17 protein-coding genes are annotated in these 15,111 nt (G+C 44.1%); 14 read left to right on the forward strand and 3 right to left on the reverse strand.

Annotated features, from left to right (window positions below; all coding sequences use genetic code 11):
• Positions 1-27: 27 nt before the first annotated feature.
• Positions 28-1,257 (reverse strand): imidazolonepropionase, encoded by a 1,230-nt coding sequence (gene hutI / locus EO130_RS14085; protein WP_127142174.1) that lies wholly within the window; start codon positions 1,255-1,257, stop codon positions 28-30.
• A 1-nt stretch (position 1,258) separates the two neighbouring features.
• Complete coding sequence (gene hutH, locus EO130_RS14090) at positions 1,259-2,836, reverse strand: histidine ammonia-lyase (protein WP_127142175.1); 1,578 nt, start codon at positions 2,834-2,836, stop codon at positions 1,259-1,261.
• A 216-nt stretch (positions 2,837-3,052) separates the two neighbouring features.
• Between hutH and EO130_RS14095 the strand changes: the two genes are divergently transcribed.
• Both EO130_RS14095 and EO130_RS14100 read left to right on the forward strand, forming a co-directional pair.
• Positions 3,053-3,940 (forward strand): LysR substrate-binding domain-containing protein, encoded by an 888-nt coding sequence (locus tag EO130_RS14095; RefSeq protein WP_127142176.1) that lies wholly within the window; start codon positions 3,053-3,055, stop codon positions 3,938-3,940.
• A 48-nt stretch (positions 3,941-3,988) separates the two neighbouring features.
• Entirely contained in the window at positions 3,989-4,543 is a 555-nt protein-coding gene (locus EO130_RS14100) for a nitroreductase family protein (RefSeq protein ID WP_127142177.1), read from the forward strand.
• Here EO130_RS14100 and EO130_RS14105 read toward each other — a convergent pair.
• Positions 4,540-5,052, reverse strand: a complete 513-nt coding sequence (locus tag EO130_RS14105) for a DUF456 domain-containing protein (RefSeq protein WP_127142178.1) — start codon at positions 5,050-5,052, stop codon at positions 4,540-4,542. The two genes, EO130_RS14100 and EO130_RS14105, sit on opposite strands and share 4 nt — an antisense overlap.
• A gap of 244 nt (positions 5,053-5,296) precedes the next feature.
• Between EO130_RS14105 and EO130_RS14110 the strand changes: the two genes are divergently transcribed.
• From EO130_RS14110 to EO130_RS14165, 12 genes are all read left to right on the forward strand, one after another.
• Positions 5,297-5,659 carry a BlaI/MecI/CopY family transcriptional regulator gene (locus EO130_RS14110; protein WP_127142179.1) on the forward strand — a complete coding sequence of 121 codons (363 nt, stop codon included), beginning with the start codon at positions 5,297-5,299 and terminating at the stop codon, positions 5,657-5,659.
• Positions 5,656-7,092: a M56 family metallopeptidase gene (locus EO130_RS14115; RefSeq protein ID WP_127142180.1), complete on the forward strand. Its 1,437-nt coding sequence runs from the start codon at positions 5,656-5,658 to the stop codon at positions 7,090-7,092. Before EO130_RS14110 ends, EO130_RS14115 begins: the two co-directional genes overlap by 4 nt.
• A gap of 9 nt (positions 7,093-7,101) precedes the next feature.
• Positions 7,102-8,238: a tetratricopeptide repeat protein gene (locus EO130_RS14120; RefSeq protein WP_127142181.1), complete on the forward strand. Its 1,137-nt coding sequence runs from the start codon at positions 7,102-7,104 to the stop codon at positions 8,236-8,238.
• Between the two features lie 44 nt (positions 8,239-8,282).
• Complete coding sequence (locus EO130_RS14125; RefSeq protein ID WP_127142182.1) at positions 8,283-8,762, forward strand: hypothetical protein; 480 nt, start codon at positions 8,283-8,285, stop codon at positions 8,760-8,762.
• A gap of 1 nt (position 8,763) precedes the next feature.
• Positions 8,764-9,318, forward strand: coding sequence for a crossover junction endodeoxyribonuclease RuvC (gene ruvC / locus EO130_RS14130; RefSeq protein ID WP_127142183.1), 555 nt, complete (start codon positions 8,764-8,766; stop codon positions 9,316-9,318).
• A gap of 38 nt (positions 9,319-9,356) precedes the next feature.
• Positions 9,357-10,505, forward strand: coding sequence for a radical SAM family heme chaperone HemW (gene hemW / locus EO130_RS14135; RefSeq protein ID WP_127142184.1), 1,149 nt, complete (start codon positions 9,357-9,359; stop codon positions 10,503-10,505).
• Positions 10,506-10,589: 84 nt separating this feature from the next.
• Complete coding sequence (locus EO130_RS14140) at positions 10,590-11,342, forward strand: cyclase family protein (RefSeq protein ID WP_127142185.1); 753 nt, start codon at positions 10,590-10,592, stop codon at positions 11,340-11,342.
• A complete protein-coding gene (locus EO130_RS14145) occupies positions 11,343-11,702 on the forward strand; it encodes a DUF4260 domain-containing protein (RefSeq protein ID WP_127142186.1) in 360 nt (119 codons plus the stop codon).
• Positions 11,695-12,318, forward strand: a complete 624-nt coding sequence (locus EO130_RS14150) for a DUF4230 domain-containing protein (RefSeq protein ID WP_127142187.1) — start codon at positions 11,695-11,697, stop codon at positions 12,316-12,318. Before EO130_RS14145 ends, EO130_RS14150 begins: the two co-directional genes overlap by 8 nt.
• 2 nt (positions 12,319-12,320) lie before the next feature.
• Positions 12,321-12,722 (forward strand): Dabb family protein, encoded by a 402-nt coding sequence (locus EO130_RS14155; RefSeq protein WP_127142188.1) that lies wholly within the window; start codon positions 12,321-12,323, stop codon positions 12,720-12,722.
• Complete coding sequence (locus EO130_RS14160) at positions 12,719-13,078, forward strand: MmcQ/YjbR family DNA-binding protein (protein WP_127142189.1); 360 nt, start codon at positions 12,719-12,721, stop codon at positions 13,076-13,078. Before EO130_RS14155 ends, EO130_RS14160 begins: the two co-directional genes overlap by 4 nt.
• A gap of 6 nt (positions 13,079-13,084) precedes the next feature.
• Entirely contained in the window at positions 13,085-14,854 is a 1,770-nt protein-coding gene (locus EO130_RS14165) for a MutS-related protein (protein ID WP_127142190.1), read from the forward strand.
• Positions 14,855-15,111 lie beyond the last annotated feature (257 nt).

Consider the following 15,111-nt stretch of genomic DNA (forward strand, 5'->3'; position numbering starts at 1 on the left):
GCTCAGCAGCCGTGCGGAATGACAAAGTTATTTGTAAACGTTAATTCCTTTCTTCCAAACTTCACTTGGCTTCAATTGCCCTTGATGGTAGGTGATTTCTTGGTAGTTGTCCGTTGGGAAAACCACAAAGTCTGCCTGTGCTCCAGCCTCCAGTTTTCCTCGGTCAAACAAACGCAAAGCTGCTGCGGCCCTATAAGTGATGCCAGCCAAAACCTCGGTGTTGGACAATTTTTCAAAAGTGCCCAAAATACTGGCTTGGGTCAATAGGTCACCCATGGGGGCAGAACCTGGATTATGGTCGCTGGCAATGGACAATGCGCCACCCGCATCCAAAATTTTACGTGCTGGCGTGTAGGCGCACCCCAAACCGATGGATGCTCCTGGCAATGCTGTGGCAATCGTGTTGCTCTTGGCCAAGAGTTGAATTTCTTTTTTGGTACTAACTTCTAAATGGTCGGCACTTACCGCATCAAAATTCACGGCAACCTGACTACCCCCCGTGGTAAATTGGTCGGCGTGCACGGTAATGTCGAATCCCATTTCCTTTGCTTTTTGAAAATAAGGTTTGATTTCCTCTGGGGAAAAAGCACTTTCCTCCACAAAGGCATCCACACGGCGGGCCAAGTTTTCAGCCTTGATGATAGGGAACAATTCATTGATAATTACGTCCAAATAATCCTTATCCTGATGCCAATCTTTGGGTTTCATGTGGGCAGCTAAACAGGTCGGTATCAAAGAGGCGTTAGTGGTTGCATTGGCGTGTTGGATAGCGCGTAGCATTTTCAATTCTTCATCCACAGAAAGACCGTAACCACTTTTTACCTCGATGGTGGTGACCCCATTTTCCAGATGTTTTTTACTTCTGGAAACAATCCCTTCAACCAATTCATCTTGTGATGCTTTTCGGGTCTGGGTAACGGTGTCCCAGATACCGCCACCGGCTTTGGCAATCTCCAAATAGGTTTTTCCAGCATTACGGTAGGCGTAATCCCGAGCGCGCGTGCCCCCAAAACAGATATGGGTGTGGGAATCCACAAAACCGGGCAGGCAAACCTGTGCTCCTTCGATTGGGTGGATGTGGACATCATCGGATTTCAACTCGTCAAAAACACCGAGTTTGAGAATTTTTCCTTCGGAAACCAAAATGCCGCCACGTTCAATGATGGGCAGTTGCTCATCTTTGAGCGCTCCTTTTAGGGGGAGTCCTGTCATGGGAAGCAATTGGGCAAAGGGTCCTATCAATAGTGGTCTGTTCATGTTAGTATGTTTCAAATTCATCAAGGTGTGGTGTATTCCAATTCAGCTGTTTTTCATCCATCACACGGTCTACTAAATCAATGATTTCACCGTTTTGGATGATTTCGATTCCTTTTTCGATGTCGTCGGCAAAGACACGGTCGTTTTGGGCAAAAGCAACCTTGGTTCTCAGGAAGGTATGGATTTCATCCAACAGAATCCCGGATTTTAGGGGTTTTCTGTACTCGAAGGCTTGTGCAGAGGTCAACAATTCGATGGCGAGGATTTTTTCCACATTCTCAATAATGTTGAGTGCTTTTCTACCGCTGATAGATCCCATGCTCACATGGTCTTCCTGTCCCAAAGAGGTTGGAATACTGTCCGCACTGGCAGGGAAACACAAACTTTTATTTTCACTGGCCAATGCAGCCGAGGTGTACTGCAAAATCATATAGCCCGAATTGATGCCTGTATCCTTCATCAACAACTTAGGAACTCCGGGGCTGTTGCCTTCCAAGGCCAGATAGATGCGTCGGTCGGAGATATTCCCAATTTCCGAAGCGGCCAATGCGGCATAATCCAAAGCCATGGCCAAGGGTTGTCCGTGGAAGTTTCCGCCGCTGATGGTCAGTTCATCATTGACAATGACGGGATTGTCGGTGACCGAGTTGAGTTCTATTTCCAGCAATTCCTTGAGGTGGAGCCAAGCATTTCGGGATGCACCGTGCACTTGCGGCATACAGCGAAGGGAGTAGGGATCTTGCACCCGTTCGCAATCGATATGATCTTCCAAAATTTCGGAACCTTGCAGTAGGGTACGGATTCTTCCCGCTACATGCTGGTTGCCCTTAAAAGGGCGAAGCTGGTGGAGTTCTTCAAAAAAGGGTTTCATGGAACCTTGCAGTCCTTCGAGCATCATGGCACCAATAATGTCTGCTTGACGCAGGCAGCGTTGCAATTTGTGTACGACCTTCACGCCGTGTGCGGCGATAAATTGGGTGCCATTGATCAAAGCGAGACCTTCCTTGGGTCCCAATTCCAATGGCTTCAGGTCATTACTGTTGAACAGTTCTTGGGTTGCAATCGTTTTACCTTGATATTCCACTTTTCCCAAACCAATCAAAGGGAGGAACAAATGGGACAATGGAGCCAAATCCCCTGATGCACCCACCGAACCTTGCGAGGGCACCACGGGAATTGCATCGTTTTCCAAATGCCAAAGCATACGCTGTAAAGTGGTTTCGGCAATACCCGAATAGCCCTTCGCCAAGGCGTGGATTTTCAGGATGAGCATGATTTTTGCCAATTCTGTGGAAATGGGTTCGCCCACGCCTACGCTATGGCTTTTTAATATGTTGGATTGCAAAATTTTGGTATCGGCTTTGGAAATCTTGGTGTTGCACAAGGGTCCAAATCCTGTATTGATGCCGTACACCGTATCGCCTTTTTCAACAATGCGTTGAACTCGTTGGTAACTCGCATTTACATTTTGTAGGCATTCCTTGGAGAAAACACCTTTTATGGTGCCATGGGCCAAGCCCAAAGCTACGCTCGCGGTTAAATGGTCTTCGCCAAAGTGAAATGTTCGGTCTGCCGCCATGTTTTTAGATTAGTTTCTTAATTGATTGTTCGCAATCAATCACAGTAAATTGTCACTTCGAGCGGAGTCGAGAAGTTAATGGACTCAAAGTTTAAAAATGGGTCTCGACTGCGCTCGACCTGACAGCTTTTCGCTTAGATGATTAATCACGGTTATTCAAAAGTATCAATTAGATTTAATAATTGCCAATACTTATTTTTGTAATAATTAATAAGTATGAATTATCAAATAGAGCTTCGACATTTCATCTATTTTTTGGCCGTGGCCGAAGAGCTTCACTATAGAAAGGCGGCTGAAAAACTTTTTATTTCCCAACCGGGTTTGAGCACGCAAATCAAACAGATGGAGGAAATATTGGATACCCAACTATTCGTGAGGGACAAGAAAAAGGTGAGTCTGACCCCTGCGGGCGAGTTTTTGAAAAAGGAAGTGGAGTTCATCCTAAACCATCTGGAACAGACCAAAAAACAGGTAAAACTTATAGGAGAAGGACAATTGGGGGAGGTACGGATCGGATTTTTGGGTTCGGCCATGCAAAATGTAGTGCCCAATTTGCTGTTGGGGTTGAAGGAAAAACATCCAACGGTTCATACCACCTTGGAAGAACTTTCCAATCGGGCACAGATCAACGCCATTTTGGCCGACCGATTGGACCTGGGCTTCGTCCGATTGTCACGCGTGCCGAGAGGATTGGAGGTAAGACCTGTTTTTGAGGACACCTTTTCCTTGGTGTTGCCCGAGAATCATCCTTTGGATGCAATAAATTTCAAGAACATCAATCAAGTGGCGGATGAAGATTTTATCCTGTTTTCCCAAGATTATAGTCCCATGTACTATGACACGGTGCTCAGTATTTGCGAGGATAGCGGTTTTGTGCCCCGTGTTTCCCATAAATCGGTACATGCGCAGACCATTTTTAAATTGGTGGAAAACAAACTGGGTATCGCCATTGTGCCCACTACCCTTCAACATGGATTTCAAATGAAAGTGAAGTTTATCGAAATGAAAAATATAAAACAACGGGCCGTGTTGAGCATGGTTTGGAAAAGGGATAATCGAAATCCTGCACTCCAAAAATGTATGGACTTGGTCAATAAATTATGACGGCATTGTTTTGGAGCGTAACTTTGGAATTCAACTTAATTTTGAGTTATGATTTTTGACTTAATCCAGGAGCGAAGAAGCATTTTTCCTCCACAATATGTAGATAAGCCCATCGCAAAGGAAACTTTGGAAAAAATATTGGAAGCCGCCAATTGGGCGCCTACCCATAAAAAAACCGAACCTTGGCGTTTTAAGGTGTTAACAGGTGCAAAAAAGGATGAAATGGGTGTATTCCTTTCCGAAAAGTATCAGGAGGTGGACCCTAAACCAAAGCAGATTACCATTAATAAATTGAAGGAGAACCCTGCACGTTCTGCTGCAGTGATTGCCATTTGCATGCAACGCGATCCCAAAGAAAGCCTTCCGGAGTGGGAGGAAATCGCGTCAACGGCCATGGCGGTGCAGAATATGTGGTTGTGTTGCACCGAATTGGGCATTGGCAGTTACTGGTCTTCCCCCGGACTTATCAAGTATACGGACGAGTTCTTTGATTTGAAGGAGGGCGAACGATGTCTGGGCTTTTTCTATATGGGTTATTTTGATGGAGAGGTGATTCCATCTGCCCGTACCCCCATTTCCGAAAAGGTGGAATGGTTGGATTAACTAAACGTGAACAGGTCCCCTGCGTATTTGATGGTGATGTATACGTAAAAAACGGCGTACAAGGCAGTAACCACAAACTTCATAAAAGTACCCGTCAAAAACCCTAAAAATGAACCGAAAGCCGCCTTCATGGCGGTTTCTTTGTTGGCTTTGTTCAATAACTCGCCCACCAATGCGCCAATAAAGGGCCAGATAATAATGCCCAACGGACCGAAGATGGGCACAACCAAGGCCACCAGCAGCCCTACAATCGTACCCCACATGCCCGCTTTGCTACCACCAAACCTTTTGGTGCCCATGGCGGGAATTACATAATCCAAAATGGTAATAGCAATGGCAATAACAAAGGTAACGCCCAAAACCCACCAATTATCAGGTACCGCCTTGGTCAAATAAAGTAATAGTAGCCCTGCCCAACTAATGGGCGGTCCTGGCAATACAGGCAAAAAACTACCCAATATCCCTATCAGCATCAGGAGAAACCCTAAAATAAGCAGTGCAATGTCCATGGTCGTGTTTTCATGTTAGACAAATGTAGCTGACAATTGTTACAAACAAAATCATTTTTTCAACTAAAAAATTAGTTTAAACTAAATATTTAGTTATATTAGCAATGTCATTTCGAATTGTCAGACTGAGCGTAGTCGAAGTCAAAATGAGAAATCCGAACTAATTTTCACGGATTCAGCTCAAGTTTTAAACAATATGAATTGGATTCCCGATTTCTTGGGAATGACAACTAAAACGTATCAAATGAAACAGCTCACCAAAGCAGAAGAAGAGGTAATGCAGCTTCTTTGGAAAATTAAAAAAGGGAATGTGGCCGCGATTTTGGAGGAACTGCCAGAACCGAAGCCAGCCTATAATACGGTATCGACCATTGTCCGGATTTTGGAAGACAAAGGTTTCGTGTCGCACGAAAAAGTGGGCAAGGGCCATGTGTACTTTCCATTGGTCCAGAAATCGGAATACAGCAACCAACGATTGAACACCTTAATGGAAGGCTACTTTCAGGGGTCATTTTCCAGTATGGTGTCCTTTTTTATGAAGAAAAACGACATCAGCCTGAAGGAACTCGAAGAAATTATGGAAAACATTAAAGATAAAGAGCAATGATTACCTATTTATTAGAATCCTTAGCATTTCAGTTGGTCTTTTTGTTGGCTTACGACCTTTTTCTAAAGAAGGAGACCTTTTTTCAATGGAACAGGGTATATCTGTTGGGTACATTTGCCTTATCGGTCATCTTGCCATGGGTAAAGATTGAAGCCCTCACGACTCCCATGCCACAAGGTTTGGAAACCACGACTGTATTTCTTAACCAGTTGGATGGTGTGGTACTCGGCCCTGGTGTAGCCGAAGCAAGTTTGTTGGAACGCATCTCTTGGCCCTATTTGGTTTTGGGTCTTGGCAGTCTATTGGCCACCGTTTGGTTTGCCTTCAAATTGGTTCAGATAAAAAGACTTCGCAACAAAAGTGCGGTAGAGCATTATCGGGAATTCACCAAAGTAACCGTGCCCCAAAGTACTTCTGCCTTCTCCTTTTTCCGTGACATTTTTATGGGGGAAGAAATTCAAAAGGATAAAGAGGACAATATTTTGGCGCACGAACTGGTGCATGTAAAACAGTGGCACTCTTTGGACCTGCTCTTTTTTGAATTGGCCCGAATTGTCTTCTGGTTCAATCCTTTGGTATACATCTACCAGAACAGGGTGGCCGAGCTCCATGAATTCATTGCCGATGAGAGAGCAGTAAAACACAACAAAGCGGCCCATTTTGAGATGCTGTTGTCCCAAGCATTTCATACGCAGAATATCAGTTTTGTCAATCAATTTTTCAATAGATCGTTAATCAAAAAACGAATAGTCATGTTACAAAAAAAGAAGTCCAAAGCCGTTTGGCAGTTAAAGTATGTGTTGTTTTTCCCCCTAGTCTTGGGGATGTTGGTGTACACTTCTTGTGAAAGTGAAAAATCAAATACGGTACCAGACTCAGAGAGTCAGCTCTCCTTGGAAGAGCGTCTGCAGATGTTGAACAATGAAATTGAGGGCAAGGACTCGCTAACGGAAAGTGAACGAAATCAAATTGCCAAAATGGCTCAAACAATGATTGACCAAATGAATGAGTCGGCTACCAAGGTGAACGGTTGGACTGTAAAAGCAGGAATTAACCCTCCAGCCGGTGTGGAGAGGGATAGTACAGATGCTGTAGCCTTTGCTGTAATAGATGAAGTGCCAATCTTTCCCGGATGTGAAAATGCAGTAGATAAGAAGCAATGTTTTAATGAAAAAATTGTGGAACATATCAAAAAACATTTCAATTATCCTGAAGAAGCCCAACAAATGGGAATTCAGGGTCGGGTTTCAGTGTTGTTTACCATAGGCACCAATGGTGAAATTACTTCGATTAAAAAGCGTGGTCCCAACGAAATTCTAGAGAATGAAGCAGTAAGAATCATAGAGCGATTGCCTAAAATGCAGCCAGGCAAACATAAAGGAGAAACAGTAAATGTACCTTTTGCCATTCCAATTACCTTCAAATTAAAATAGGAATCAAACTTGAAGAAATTATTTGTTCTCTTAATGTTGATATGTTTCCAAGCCGGTGCACAAACATCGGCTTTGGCCGTTGCCGACAGTTTGTATGCCTTGGGTAACTATGCTTCGGCCATCAACGCTTATGCCAAGGTGGGGGACAAAAAAGCCAACCTGCAGATTGCACGGGCCTACAATGCCATCGGAAATTATGACAAGGCCATTGCCCAATACACGGCTGTTTTGGACAACAATCCTGAGTTTGAGCTGGCCCGTTTCGAACTGGGCAAGCTGTTGTTAAAAACCAAAGATTTTGGCCCAGCCCTGGAAATGTTCCAGATTTTGGTGTCGTCGGAAGGGCAAAACCCTGAGTATTTCTACTATTTGGGTCGGGTCTACGAGTCTGTCGACAACACCGAAAAGGCCAACTCAGCCTACAAAAGTGCTGTGGAAATGGACAGTACCCACCTTAGGAGCCTTTACGCTTTGGGCAAATATTATGTAGGTCAAGAAATACGGGATTCCGCATTGGTTTACATCGACCAAGGACTTCGGTTTTATGAAAATGATGTGTCGATGATCAATTTGAAGGCCTTGGCTTTTTATAACAACGGACAGTTCCAACTTGCCATTCCTTATTTTGAGCGTTTATTGGAGTTGGGCGAAGAAAAAGCCTTTGTGTACGAGAAACTGGCCTATTGCTATTTCCGAAACTGGGAGCCGGAAAAGGCGTTGGAAACGTATCATAAATTGAAAGATTTCCCTGAGAAACTGGCCGTTGCCTATTCAGGGTTGGGAGAGGTATATTTTGAGGAAAAGAAGCTGGACAGCTCACAGTACTATATTGAAAAATCCATAGAGGAAGGAAGAGTGTTTTTTCCTCAAGAATATGCCAGTTTGGGTCGTATAGCTCGGCTCAAGGGCCAAACCAAAAAATCCATGGATTACTATGTAAAGGCATGGGAAGAAAACAAAGAGGACTATTACAATTACTATCAAGTCTGCGTTTTGGCGGATGAATACTACAAGGATCCCAAAACTCGACTGAACTATTATGAAAAGTTACTGGAAATGTACCCTGATTTGGTTCCTTGGCTCGAGGAACGCGTCAAAAACCGAATCAGTGAGCTCAGGGAGGAAATCCATTTTGGCAGCAACTGATTTCTTCAAAATGTCGTAATTTCAGCCAAATTCTAGGGGCTGTCATGCAGAAGTTTGTTTTGTTAATCGTTTTTATGGGTCTGCTCGTATCCTGCGAGTTGTTCGAGTCCAAGGAGGACAAGACCCAAAAACTGGTCAATGAGGAACTTTTGGCCATCGATTGGAACGATGTGGACCAGTATCCCCTTTTTGATGGATGTGACGAAACCGCTTCCAAAGAGGCACAGCAAGAGTGTTTCCAAAACGTAATCACCGAATATTTCTCTGAAGCTTTGGCCGGATTGCAGTTTCAGGTACGGAACGATATGAACGATACGGTCTATATCGATTTTTTGATAGATGAACACGGGTTTATTTCGGTGTTGGGCGTTGAAGAAAAGACCTCCGTGCTCAACGAAATATCCGATTTCAATACCAAAATATCGGAACGATTGAACGATTTGACCACTGTGGCGCCCGCATTGAAGAGAGGCAACCCGGTAAGCCTTCGTTTTAGGCTTCCGCTGGTACTAAACACCTATTGATTTGGCAACAGAAAAAATTATATTGGGCATAGACCCGGGCACTACGGTCATGGGTTTTGGCATTATTAAGGTCATCAATAAACAGATGCACTTTGTGCAAATGAACGAATTGATGCTCCGAAAATATGACGACCCCTACACCAAGCTCAAGCTCATTTTTGAGCGGACCATAGAGCTCATCGATACCTATCACCCGGACGAAATTGCCATCGAAGCCCCTTTTTATGGCAAAAATGTACAGTCCATGCTCAAGTTGGGCAGGGCGCAAGGGGTGGCCATGGCAGCCGGACTTTCCCGCGAAATACCCATCACCGAGTACATGCCCAAAAAGATAAAAATGGCCATCACAGGCAATGGAAATGCCAGTAAGGAACAAGTGGCCCGAATGCTCCAAAGCGTGTTACAACTAAAATCCTTGCCAAAGAATTTGGATAGCACCGATGGATTGGCCGCCGCCGTCTGTCATTTTTATAATGAGGGAAGGGTTGAGGTCGGAAAAAGCTATACCGGCTGGGAAGCTTTTGTCAAGCAGAATGAATCAAGAATCAAAAAATAAAATTGTTCATTGCTAACTGTTAATTGACCATTGATTGAATGAGCGGAATTTATATCCACATTCCTTTTTGCAAACAAGCTTGTCACTACTGTGATTTTCATTTTTCCACCCAAATGGGAAAAAAGGAAGCGATGGTCCATGCTATCGCCCAAGAACTGGAATTGCGGAAATCGGAGGTACACGATGCCGTTGAAACCATTTATTTTGGTGGAGGAACGCCCTCGGTACTTTCCCATGAAGAAATTGAACACTTGATTCAAACGGTATATGACAATTACAAGGTAGTTGATGATCCTGAAATTACCTTGGAAGCCAACCCAGATGATTTGGTGTCATCTCGAGCCAAGTCAAAAGATCTTTTCTCGACGTATAAAAATGTTGGGATCAACCGTCTCAGCATCGGCATCCAATCCTTTTTTGAAGAAGACCTCAAACTGATGAATCGTGCCCACAACGCCCAGGAAGCCGAACAATGTATTACGGAAGCTACGAAGCATTTTGATAACATCACCATCGATTTGATTTACGGAATCCCGGGAATGGATAACCGACGCTGGAGGGCGAACATCCAGAAGGCGTTGGATTTTGGTCTGCCGCATATTTCGAGTTATGCTTTGACTGTGGAGCCCAGAACGGCCCTTAAAAAATTTATAGAGAAAGAACTGATACCCGATGTGGACGATGAACAAGCCCAAGAGCAATTCCACATTTTGGTAGATATGCTGGAAGCTCAGGGTTTTGTGAATTATGAAATCTCCAACTTTGGAAAGCCTGGGTTTTTCTCCCAAAACAACACCGCCTATTGGTTAGGGAAAACCTATTTGGGCGTTGGCCCTTCGGCACACTCTTTTGATGGCAAACAGCGAAGCTGGAACATTCGGAACAACCCAACCTACCTCAAAAAAATTACCGAAGGTGAACTGCCTTTGGAAATTGAAACACTTTCCACTACCGACAGGTACAACGAATATGTGATGACCGGCCTTCGTACCATTTGGGGGGTGGATTTGGATAGGGTAGCATCCGAATTTGGAGCGATGTACTTAAAATACCTGAACCAACAAGCAGCAAAATTTTTGGAACAGGGACTTTTAATGGTAGAAGAGGGAAGATTGCTTACCACCAAAAAAGGCAAGTTTTTGGCAGATGGAATGGCTTCCGATCTTTTTATGCTTAACTTAAAATAGTAAATTGTCATTCCTGTTTTGGCAGGAATCGATGAAGTAGAATTCATTCCCAATGGGTTTGGGAAATTTTAAAAACAACCAAATTTGATAGCCTCTATAAAACACAACTCCCGTAATTACAAAATAGACCTGACCAAGCCGCTCGATATTTCCATACCGCTCAAGGGCGGCGACAACAACGTGAACGCTTGGTATTTGGGCCCACCCAAAATCGCGCCACACGAACAAGATGGATTTATAGGCAAGGTATCTGAAGGAGCATCCACCAATTTCAACGATATTTGGTTCAATCCACATTCGCATGTAACCCATACCGAATGTTTGGGACATATTTCCGAAGAATTCAATTCCATCAACAAAAAGCTAAAGCGGTTTTTCTTTTTGGCCGAGTTGATTACGGTTGCCCCCGAACAAGTGGACGGGGATTTCATCATTTCCGAAAAGCAAATCAAATATGCCTTGGGCAACAAAAAGCGGCAGGCTGTGGTCATCAGAACCTTGCCCAACTTGGGAGACAAGCGTTCCAAACAGTATTCCGATACCAATCCGCCCTATCTGACGGAGGCCGCGGCCCAGTATTTGGTAAAAAAGGGAGTGGAGCATTTGCTGATAGACCTGCCTTCGGTGGACAAGGAAAGGGATGGAGGAGACCTCTTGGCACACAAGGCCTTTTGGAACATGGCAGGAAAACCAAGAACAAAAGCGACCATAACCGAATTTATCTATGTGCCCAACCCCGTGGAAGATGGGACCTACTTTTTAAATTTGCAAGTGGCCCCGTTTGAGAACGATGCCAGCCCCAGCAGACCGGTACTGTACAAAATTGAAGACCAATAAATGAAAACAACCCTAAAACTGGAAGAGCTCATGATGTTCGTTTTGGGCATCTATTTGTTTAGTGTACTGGATTACGCATGGTGGTGGTTTCTGGTGTTGATCTTAACGCCGGATGTTGGCATGGTTGGATATGCTTTTGGCAACAAAATAGGAGCGTTTTCTTATAATCTGTTCCATCACAAAGGGGTCGCACTGGTTATCTACCTGACAGGCGTCTACTTTTCGCTACCTTTATGCCAGTTGATTGGGGTGATTTTATTCTCCCATTCCTCTTTGGACAGGATGTTGGGCTATGGATTAAAATATGACAAAGGGTTTAAGTTTACCCATTTGGGTGAAATAGGAAAAGGCAATGGGTGAGATTTTCGACACTATTCTGGGTCTGGTACTAGGGGCAATAATCATGTATTGGTTCTATTCCTTGTTTCGAAAAAAGAAGAGCAAGGAAATTACAGAACAACAATCCACAGTAATTCTGAACAAGATTCGAAGCGTTTGCAAATTGGTGTCTGTTGAAGGGGATTTTGCGGAAATCTATCACTACGAAAACACCAAGGATAGTTTTATGAGTCTGTTCCGAAGCAAAAAAAAGGCGTTGATCGTCATCAAGGCCAAGGCCCATATCGGATACGATCTGAACAAACTGAACATGCGGGCGGACAATGACCGCAAACGAATTATTCTAAGTCATTTTCCAGAACCCGAAGTGCTGTCCATTGAACCGGATTTACAGTTTTACGATATCAAAAATGGGATATTCAATAGTTTCTCTCCCACCGATCTAACCCAACTCAATCAAGAGGCCAAAGAACATATCAAACAAAAAATACCGGAAAGCGGACTAATGGAAAGCGCCAAAAACGAGGCTATGCAGGCGGTTTTGGTCGTGGAAAAAATCGTGGAGACCATCGGTTGGACCTTGGACTACTCGGCTTTGGAACTGCCCGTCACCGAACAACAATCTTTAGAACCCTAACTATGAAAAACAAAATGTTTACCCTACTGTTGGTAGGAATAATATCCGTTATGAGCAACGCACAAGAATCCGAAAAAACCACGTTTGACCACACTTTTGCCCATGTGGTCTATTTCTGGTTCAAGAATCCCGATAGTCAAGCCGCTCGGGATACCTTTGAGGCATCACTGACCAAATTTCTGAACAACTCCCAGTACGCAAAAACGAAATTTATTGGCAGACCACCAAAAGCGATTCGGGATGTGGTCGACGATTCGTTCACCTATTCCCTGATCCTTTCTTTTGAGTCTGCTGAAGACCAAGCAGCATATCAAGAAGAACCACCGCACAAGGTGTTTATCGAGGAGTGTCAAGATCTTTGGGAAAAAGTGATTGTGTACGACTCTCAGGGCATACAACAATGAATGTAGAAGAACTTCGGGAACTGTGTATCTCCAAAAAAGGGGTGACGGAGGAATTTCCTTTTGATGAAAGTACCTTAGTGTTTAAAGTAATGGGCAAAATGTTTGCCCTTGTGGCTTTGGAACGGCTTCCATTGCAATGCAACCTCAAATGTGATCCTGAACGCGCTGTGGAACTGCGTGAGCAATACGACGGGGTCATCATTCCCGGGTACCACATGAGCAAAACGCATTGGAATACGCTTTTTGTAGAGCAATTGCCCCCAAAGTTGATCATAGAGCTCATCGACCATTCTTATGATCTGGTCGTGGCCAGTCTCACAAAAAAACTTCAACAAGAGCTACAAAATTTAGGCTGACATTAGATGCAGGATTTACACGGTTTTTATACATCTCAGCGAGAGAAACACCAACAGGAGCTTCAAAAGGTGAAAGCAAAATTGGGCCTATTGGCTACCTTGCGATTAGCCGTTTTTGTGGCTTTGGCACTTGGAACGTATGTGTTGTGGGGCAAAACACCCATTTTTGTTTTGTTACCCTTGGGTGTAGTGTTTTTTTTATATCTAGTCGCCCGTTTTAGCAATGTAAAAAGGCATAAGGAATACTTGGAACGCCTGGTTGCTATCAATAGCACCGAATTGGATATGTTGAATCGCAAGTTTCATCACTTGCCCGACGGAAAGGAATTTTTGCGGCTAGACCATCCCTTTGCGCAGGATCTTGACCTATTTGGCAGGGGATCCTTCTTCCAGTACGCTAACCGGACCGTTCTGGTGCAGGGCACGGAAGTATTTTCCCATCTTTTACTGGATGAATATCCAAAGGATATAATGCAAAAACAAGCAGCCATTCAAGAGTTGGCTCAATTGCCCGAATGGAGACAACACTTTTCCGCGCTGGCAGGGGAGACCCGACCCAAAATTTCTCCTGATGTGGTTTCCGATTGGATGAAAAGTCATCAATCCTTTATGCCAAAATGGGCGGGAATAGTACCGCCAATTTTCGTATTGCTTTCTATTGGCTTGATTACCTTGGCTACGACAGGTATGGTTCCCGAGAGCTTGGTGCTGTTCTGGTATGTTTTAGGTGTGGGGATTGTGGGCCTGTATGCAAAGAAGATCATTGCCTTCACTACAAGGGTGTCAGAAGCGCAGGACACCATCCAGCAGCATCAACGGTTGATTTCCGAACTGGAGAAACACTCGTTCAAGTCAGAATTGCTACAAGAGCTTCAGAAAAGATTGGAAGTCAAGGGAGAAAGGACGTCCAACATCTTGAAACGCTTTTCACAAAAGGTGACCATGCTGGAACAACAATTTAACCTGATTATCTCCATGTTTGCCCAAGGTCTTGGTCTGTACAGTATTTATTATGCTTTTCAAGTGGAATCTTGGATATTAAAGTACGGCCACGAAGTAGAAGGTTGGTTTGCTTCCATTGCCCAGTTCGATGCCTACATCACCTTGGGCACCTACGCCTTTAACCATCCCGATCACACTTATCCGACTTTGGTAGAGGGAGACACCGTGCTGAGCGGAAAGCAGGTCGGTCATCCATTGGTAGACCCCAAGAAGAACATTCTCAATGATTTTGACATCGGAAAAGGACGCTTTTGCATTGTTACAGGCGCCAATATGGCCGGAAAGAGCACCTTTTTGCGCGCTGTGGGTCTGCAAATTGTGATGGCCAACATGGGCCTGCCCGTAAAAGGAAAAGAAGTGCGGTATAATCCCATGCGTTTGCTCACCAGTATGCGTTCTGCCGATTCACTGGCGGATGAGACCTCTTATTTTTATGCTGAGCTCAAACGCCTAAAATATATTGTGGAAGAACTGGAAAAGGACAACTGCTTTGTGATTTTGGACGAAATCCTAAAGGGTACCAATAGTGTGGATAAGGCCGAAGGTTCCAAAAAGTTTGTGGAACGGTTGGTTCGGAATGGCTCCACAGGGATGGTAGCCACCCACGATTTGAGTCTGTGCACCCTTGCCGATGATATGCCAGAGGTGGAAAACCGCTATTTTGACGCACAGATCGTAAACGGGGAACTTTTCTTCGATTATAAGTTCAAGGAAGGGGTTTGCCAAAACATGAACGCTTCCTTCCTGCTCAAGAATATGGGTATTGTGGATTGATTTTTACCATTAGTTTCCAGTAAAACTTTTTCTGATTATCGGTTTAATTTCATAACGGGTGTTTTGGCGTCATGTTGAACTTGTTTCAACATCTCATTCTGCTGAATATAAACATCTTCATGTGACCCTGAATCAAGTTCAGGGTGACGTTAGTGATATTATGATACAATACGGATATCCAATAACTTTTTACAACTCTTTGTAAACCTAGTAAAAGAAGCTTTAAAAGGATAGTTGGTTTATTGGCTTTACTTTTG

Origin of the sequence: Flagellimonas marinaquae, assembly GCF_003992675.1 — a bacterium.
Classification (GTDB): Bacteria; Bacteroidota; Bacteroidia; order Flavobacteriales; family Flavobacteriaceae; genus Flagellimonas; species Flagellimonas marinaquae.

Excerpts from the sequence above, each read along its gene's own strand:
- EO130_RS14165 (WP_127142190.1), top strand. The coding sequence starts at position 13,085 with ATGCAGGATTTACACGGTTTTTATACATCTCAGCGAGAGAAACACCAA.
- hutH (WP_127142175.1), bottom strand. The coding sequence starts at position 2,836 with ATGGCGGCAGACCGAACATTTCACTTTGGCGAAGACCATTTAACCGCG.
- EO130_RS14155 (WP_127142188.1), top strand. The coding sequence starts at position 12,321 with ATGAAAAACAAAATGTTTACCCTACTGTTGGTAGGAATAATATCCGTT.
- EO130_RS14125 (WP_127142182.1), top strand. The coding sequence starts at position 8,283 with ATGCAGAAGTTTGTTTTGTTAATCGTTTTTATGGGTCTGCTCGTATCC.
- EO130_RS14145 (WP_127142186.1), top strand. The coding sequence starts at position 11,343 with ATGAAAACAACCCTAAAACTGGAAGAGCTCATGATGTTCGTTTTGGGC.
- EO130_RS14095 (WP_127142176.1), top strand. The coding sequence starts at position 3,053 with ATGAATTATCAAATAGAGCTTCGACATTTCATCTATTTTTTGGCCGTG.
- EO130_RS14110 (WP_127142179.1), top strand. The coding sequence starts at position 5,297 with ATGAAACAGCTCACCAAAGCAGAAGAAGAGGTAATGCAGCTTCTTTGG.
- EO130_RS14150 (WP_127142187.1), top strand. The coding sequence starts at position 11,695 with ATGGGTGAGATTTTCGACACTATTCTGGGTCTGGTACTAGGGGCAATA.
- hutI (WP_127142174.1), bottom strand. The coding sequence starts at position 1,257 with ATGAACAGACCACTATTGATAGGACCCTTTGCCCAATTGCTTCCCATG.
- hemW (WP_127142184.1), top strand. The coding sequence starts at position 9,357 with ATGAGCGGAATTTATATCCACATTCCTTTTTGCAAACAAGCTTGTCAC.
- EO130_RS14100 (WP_127142177.1), top strand. The coding sequence starts at position 3,989 with ATGATTTTTGACTTAATCCAGGAGCGAAGAAGCATTTTTCCTCCACAA.
- EO130_RS14105 (WP_127142178.1), bottom strand. The coding sequence starts at position 5,052 with ATGGACATTGCACTGCTTATTTTAGGGTTTCTCCTGATGCTGATAGGG.
- EO130_RS14115 (WP_127142180.1), top strand. The coding sequence starts at position 5,656 with ATGATTACCTATTTATTAGAATCCTTAGCATTTCAGTTGGTCTTTTTG.
- EO130_RS14160 (WP_127142189.1), top strand. The coding sequence starts at position 12,719 with ATGAATGTAGAAGAACTTCGGGAACTGTGTATCTCCAAAAAAGGGGTG.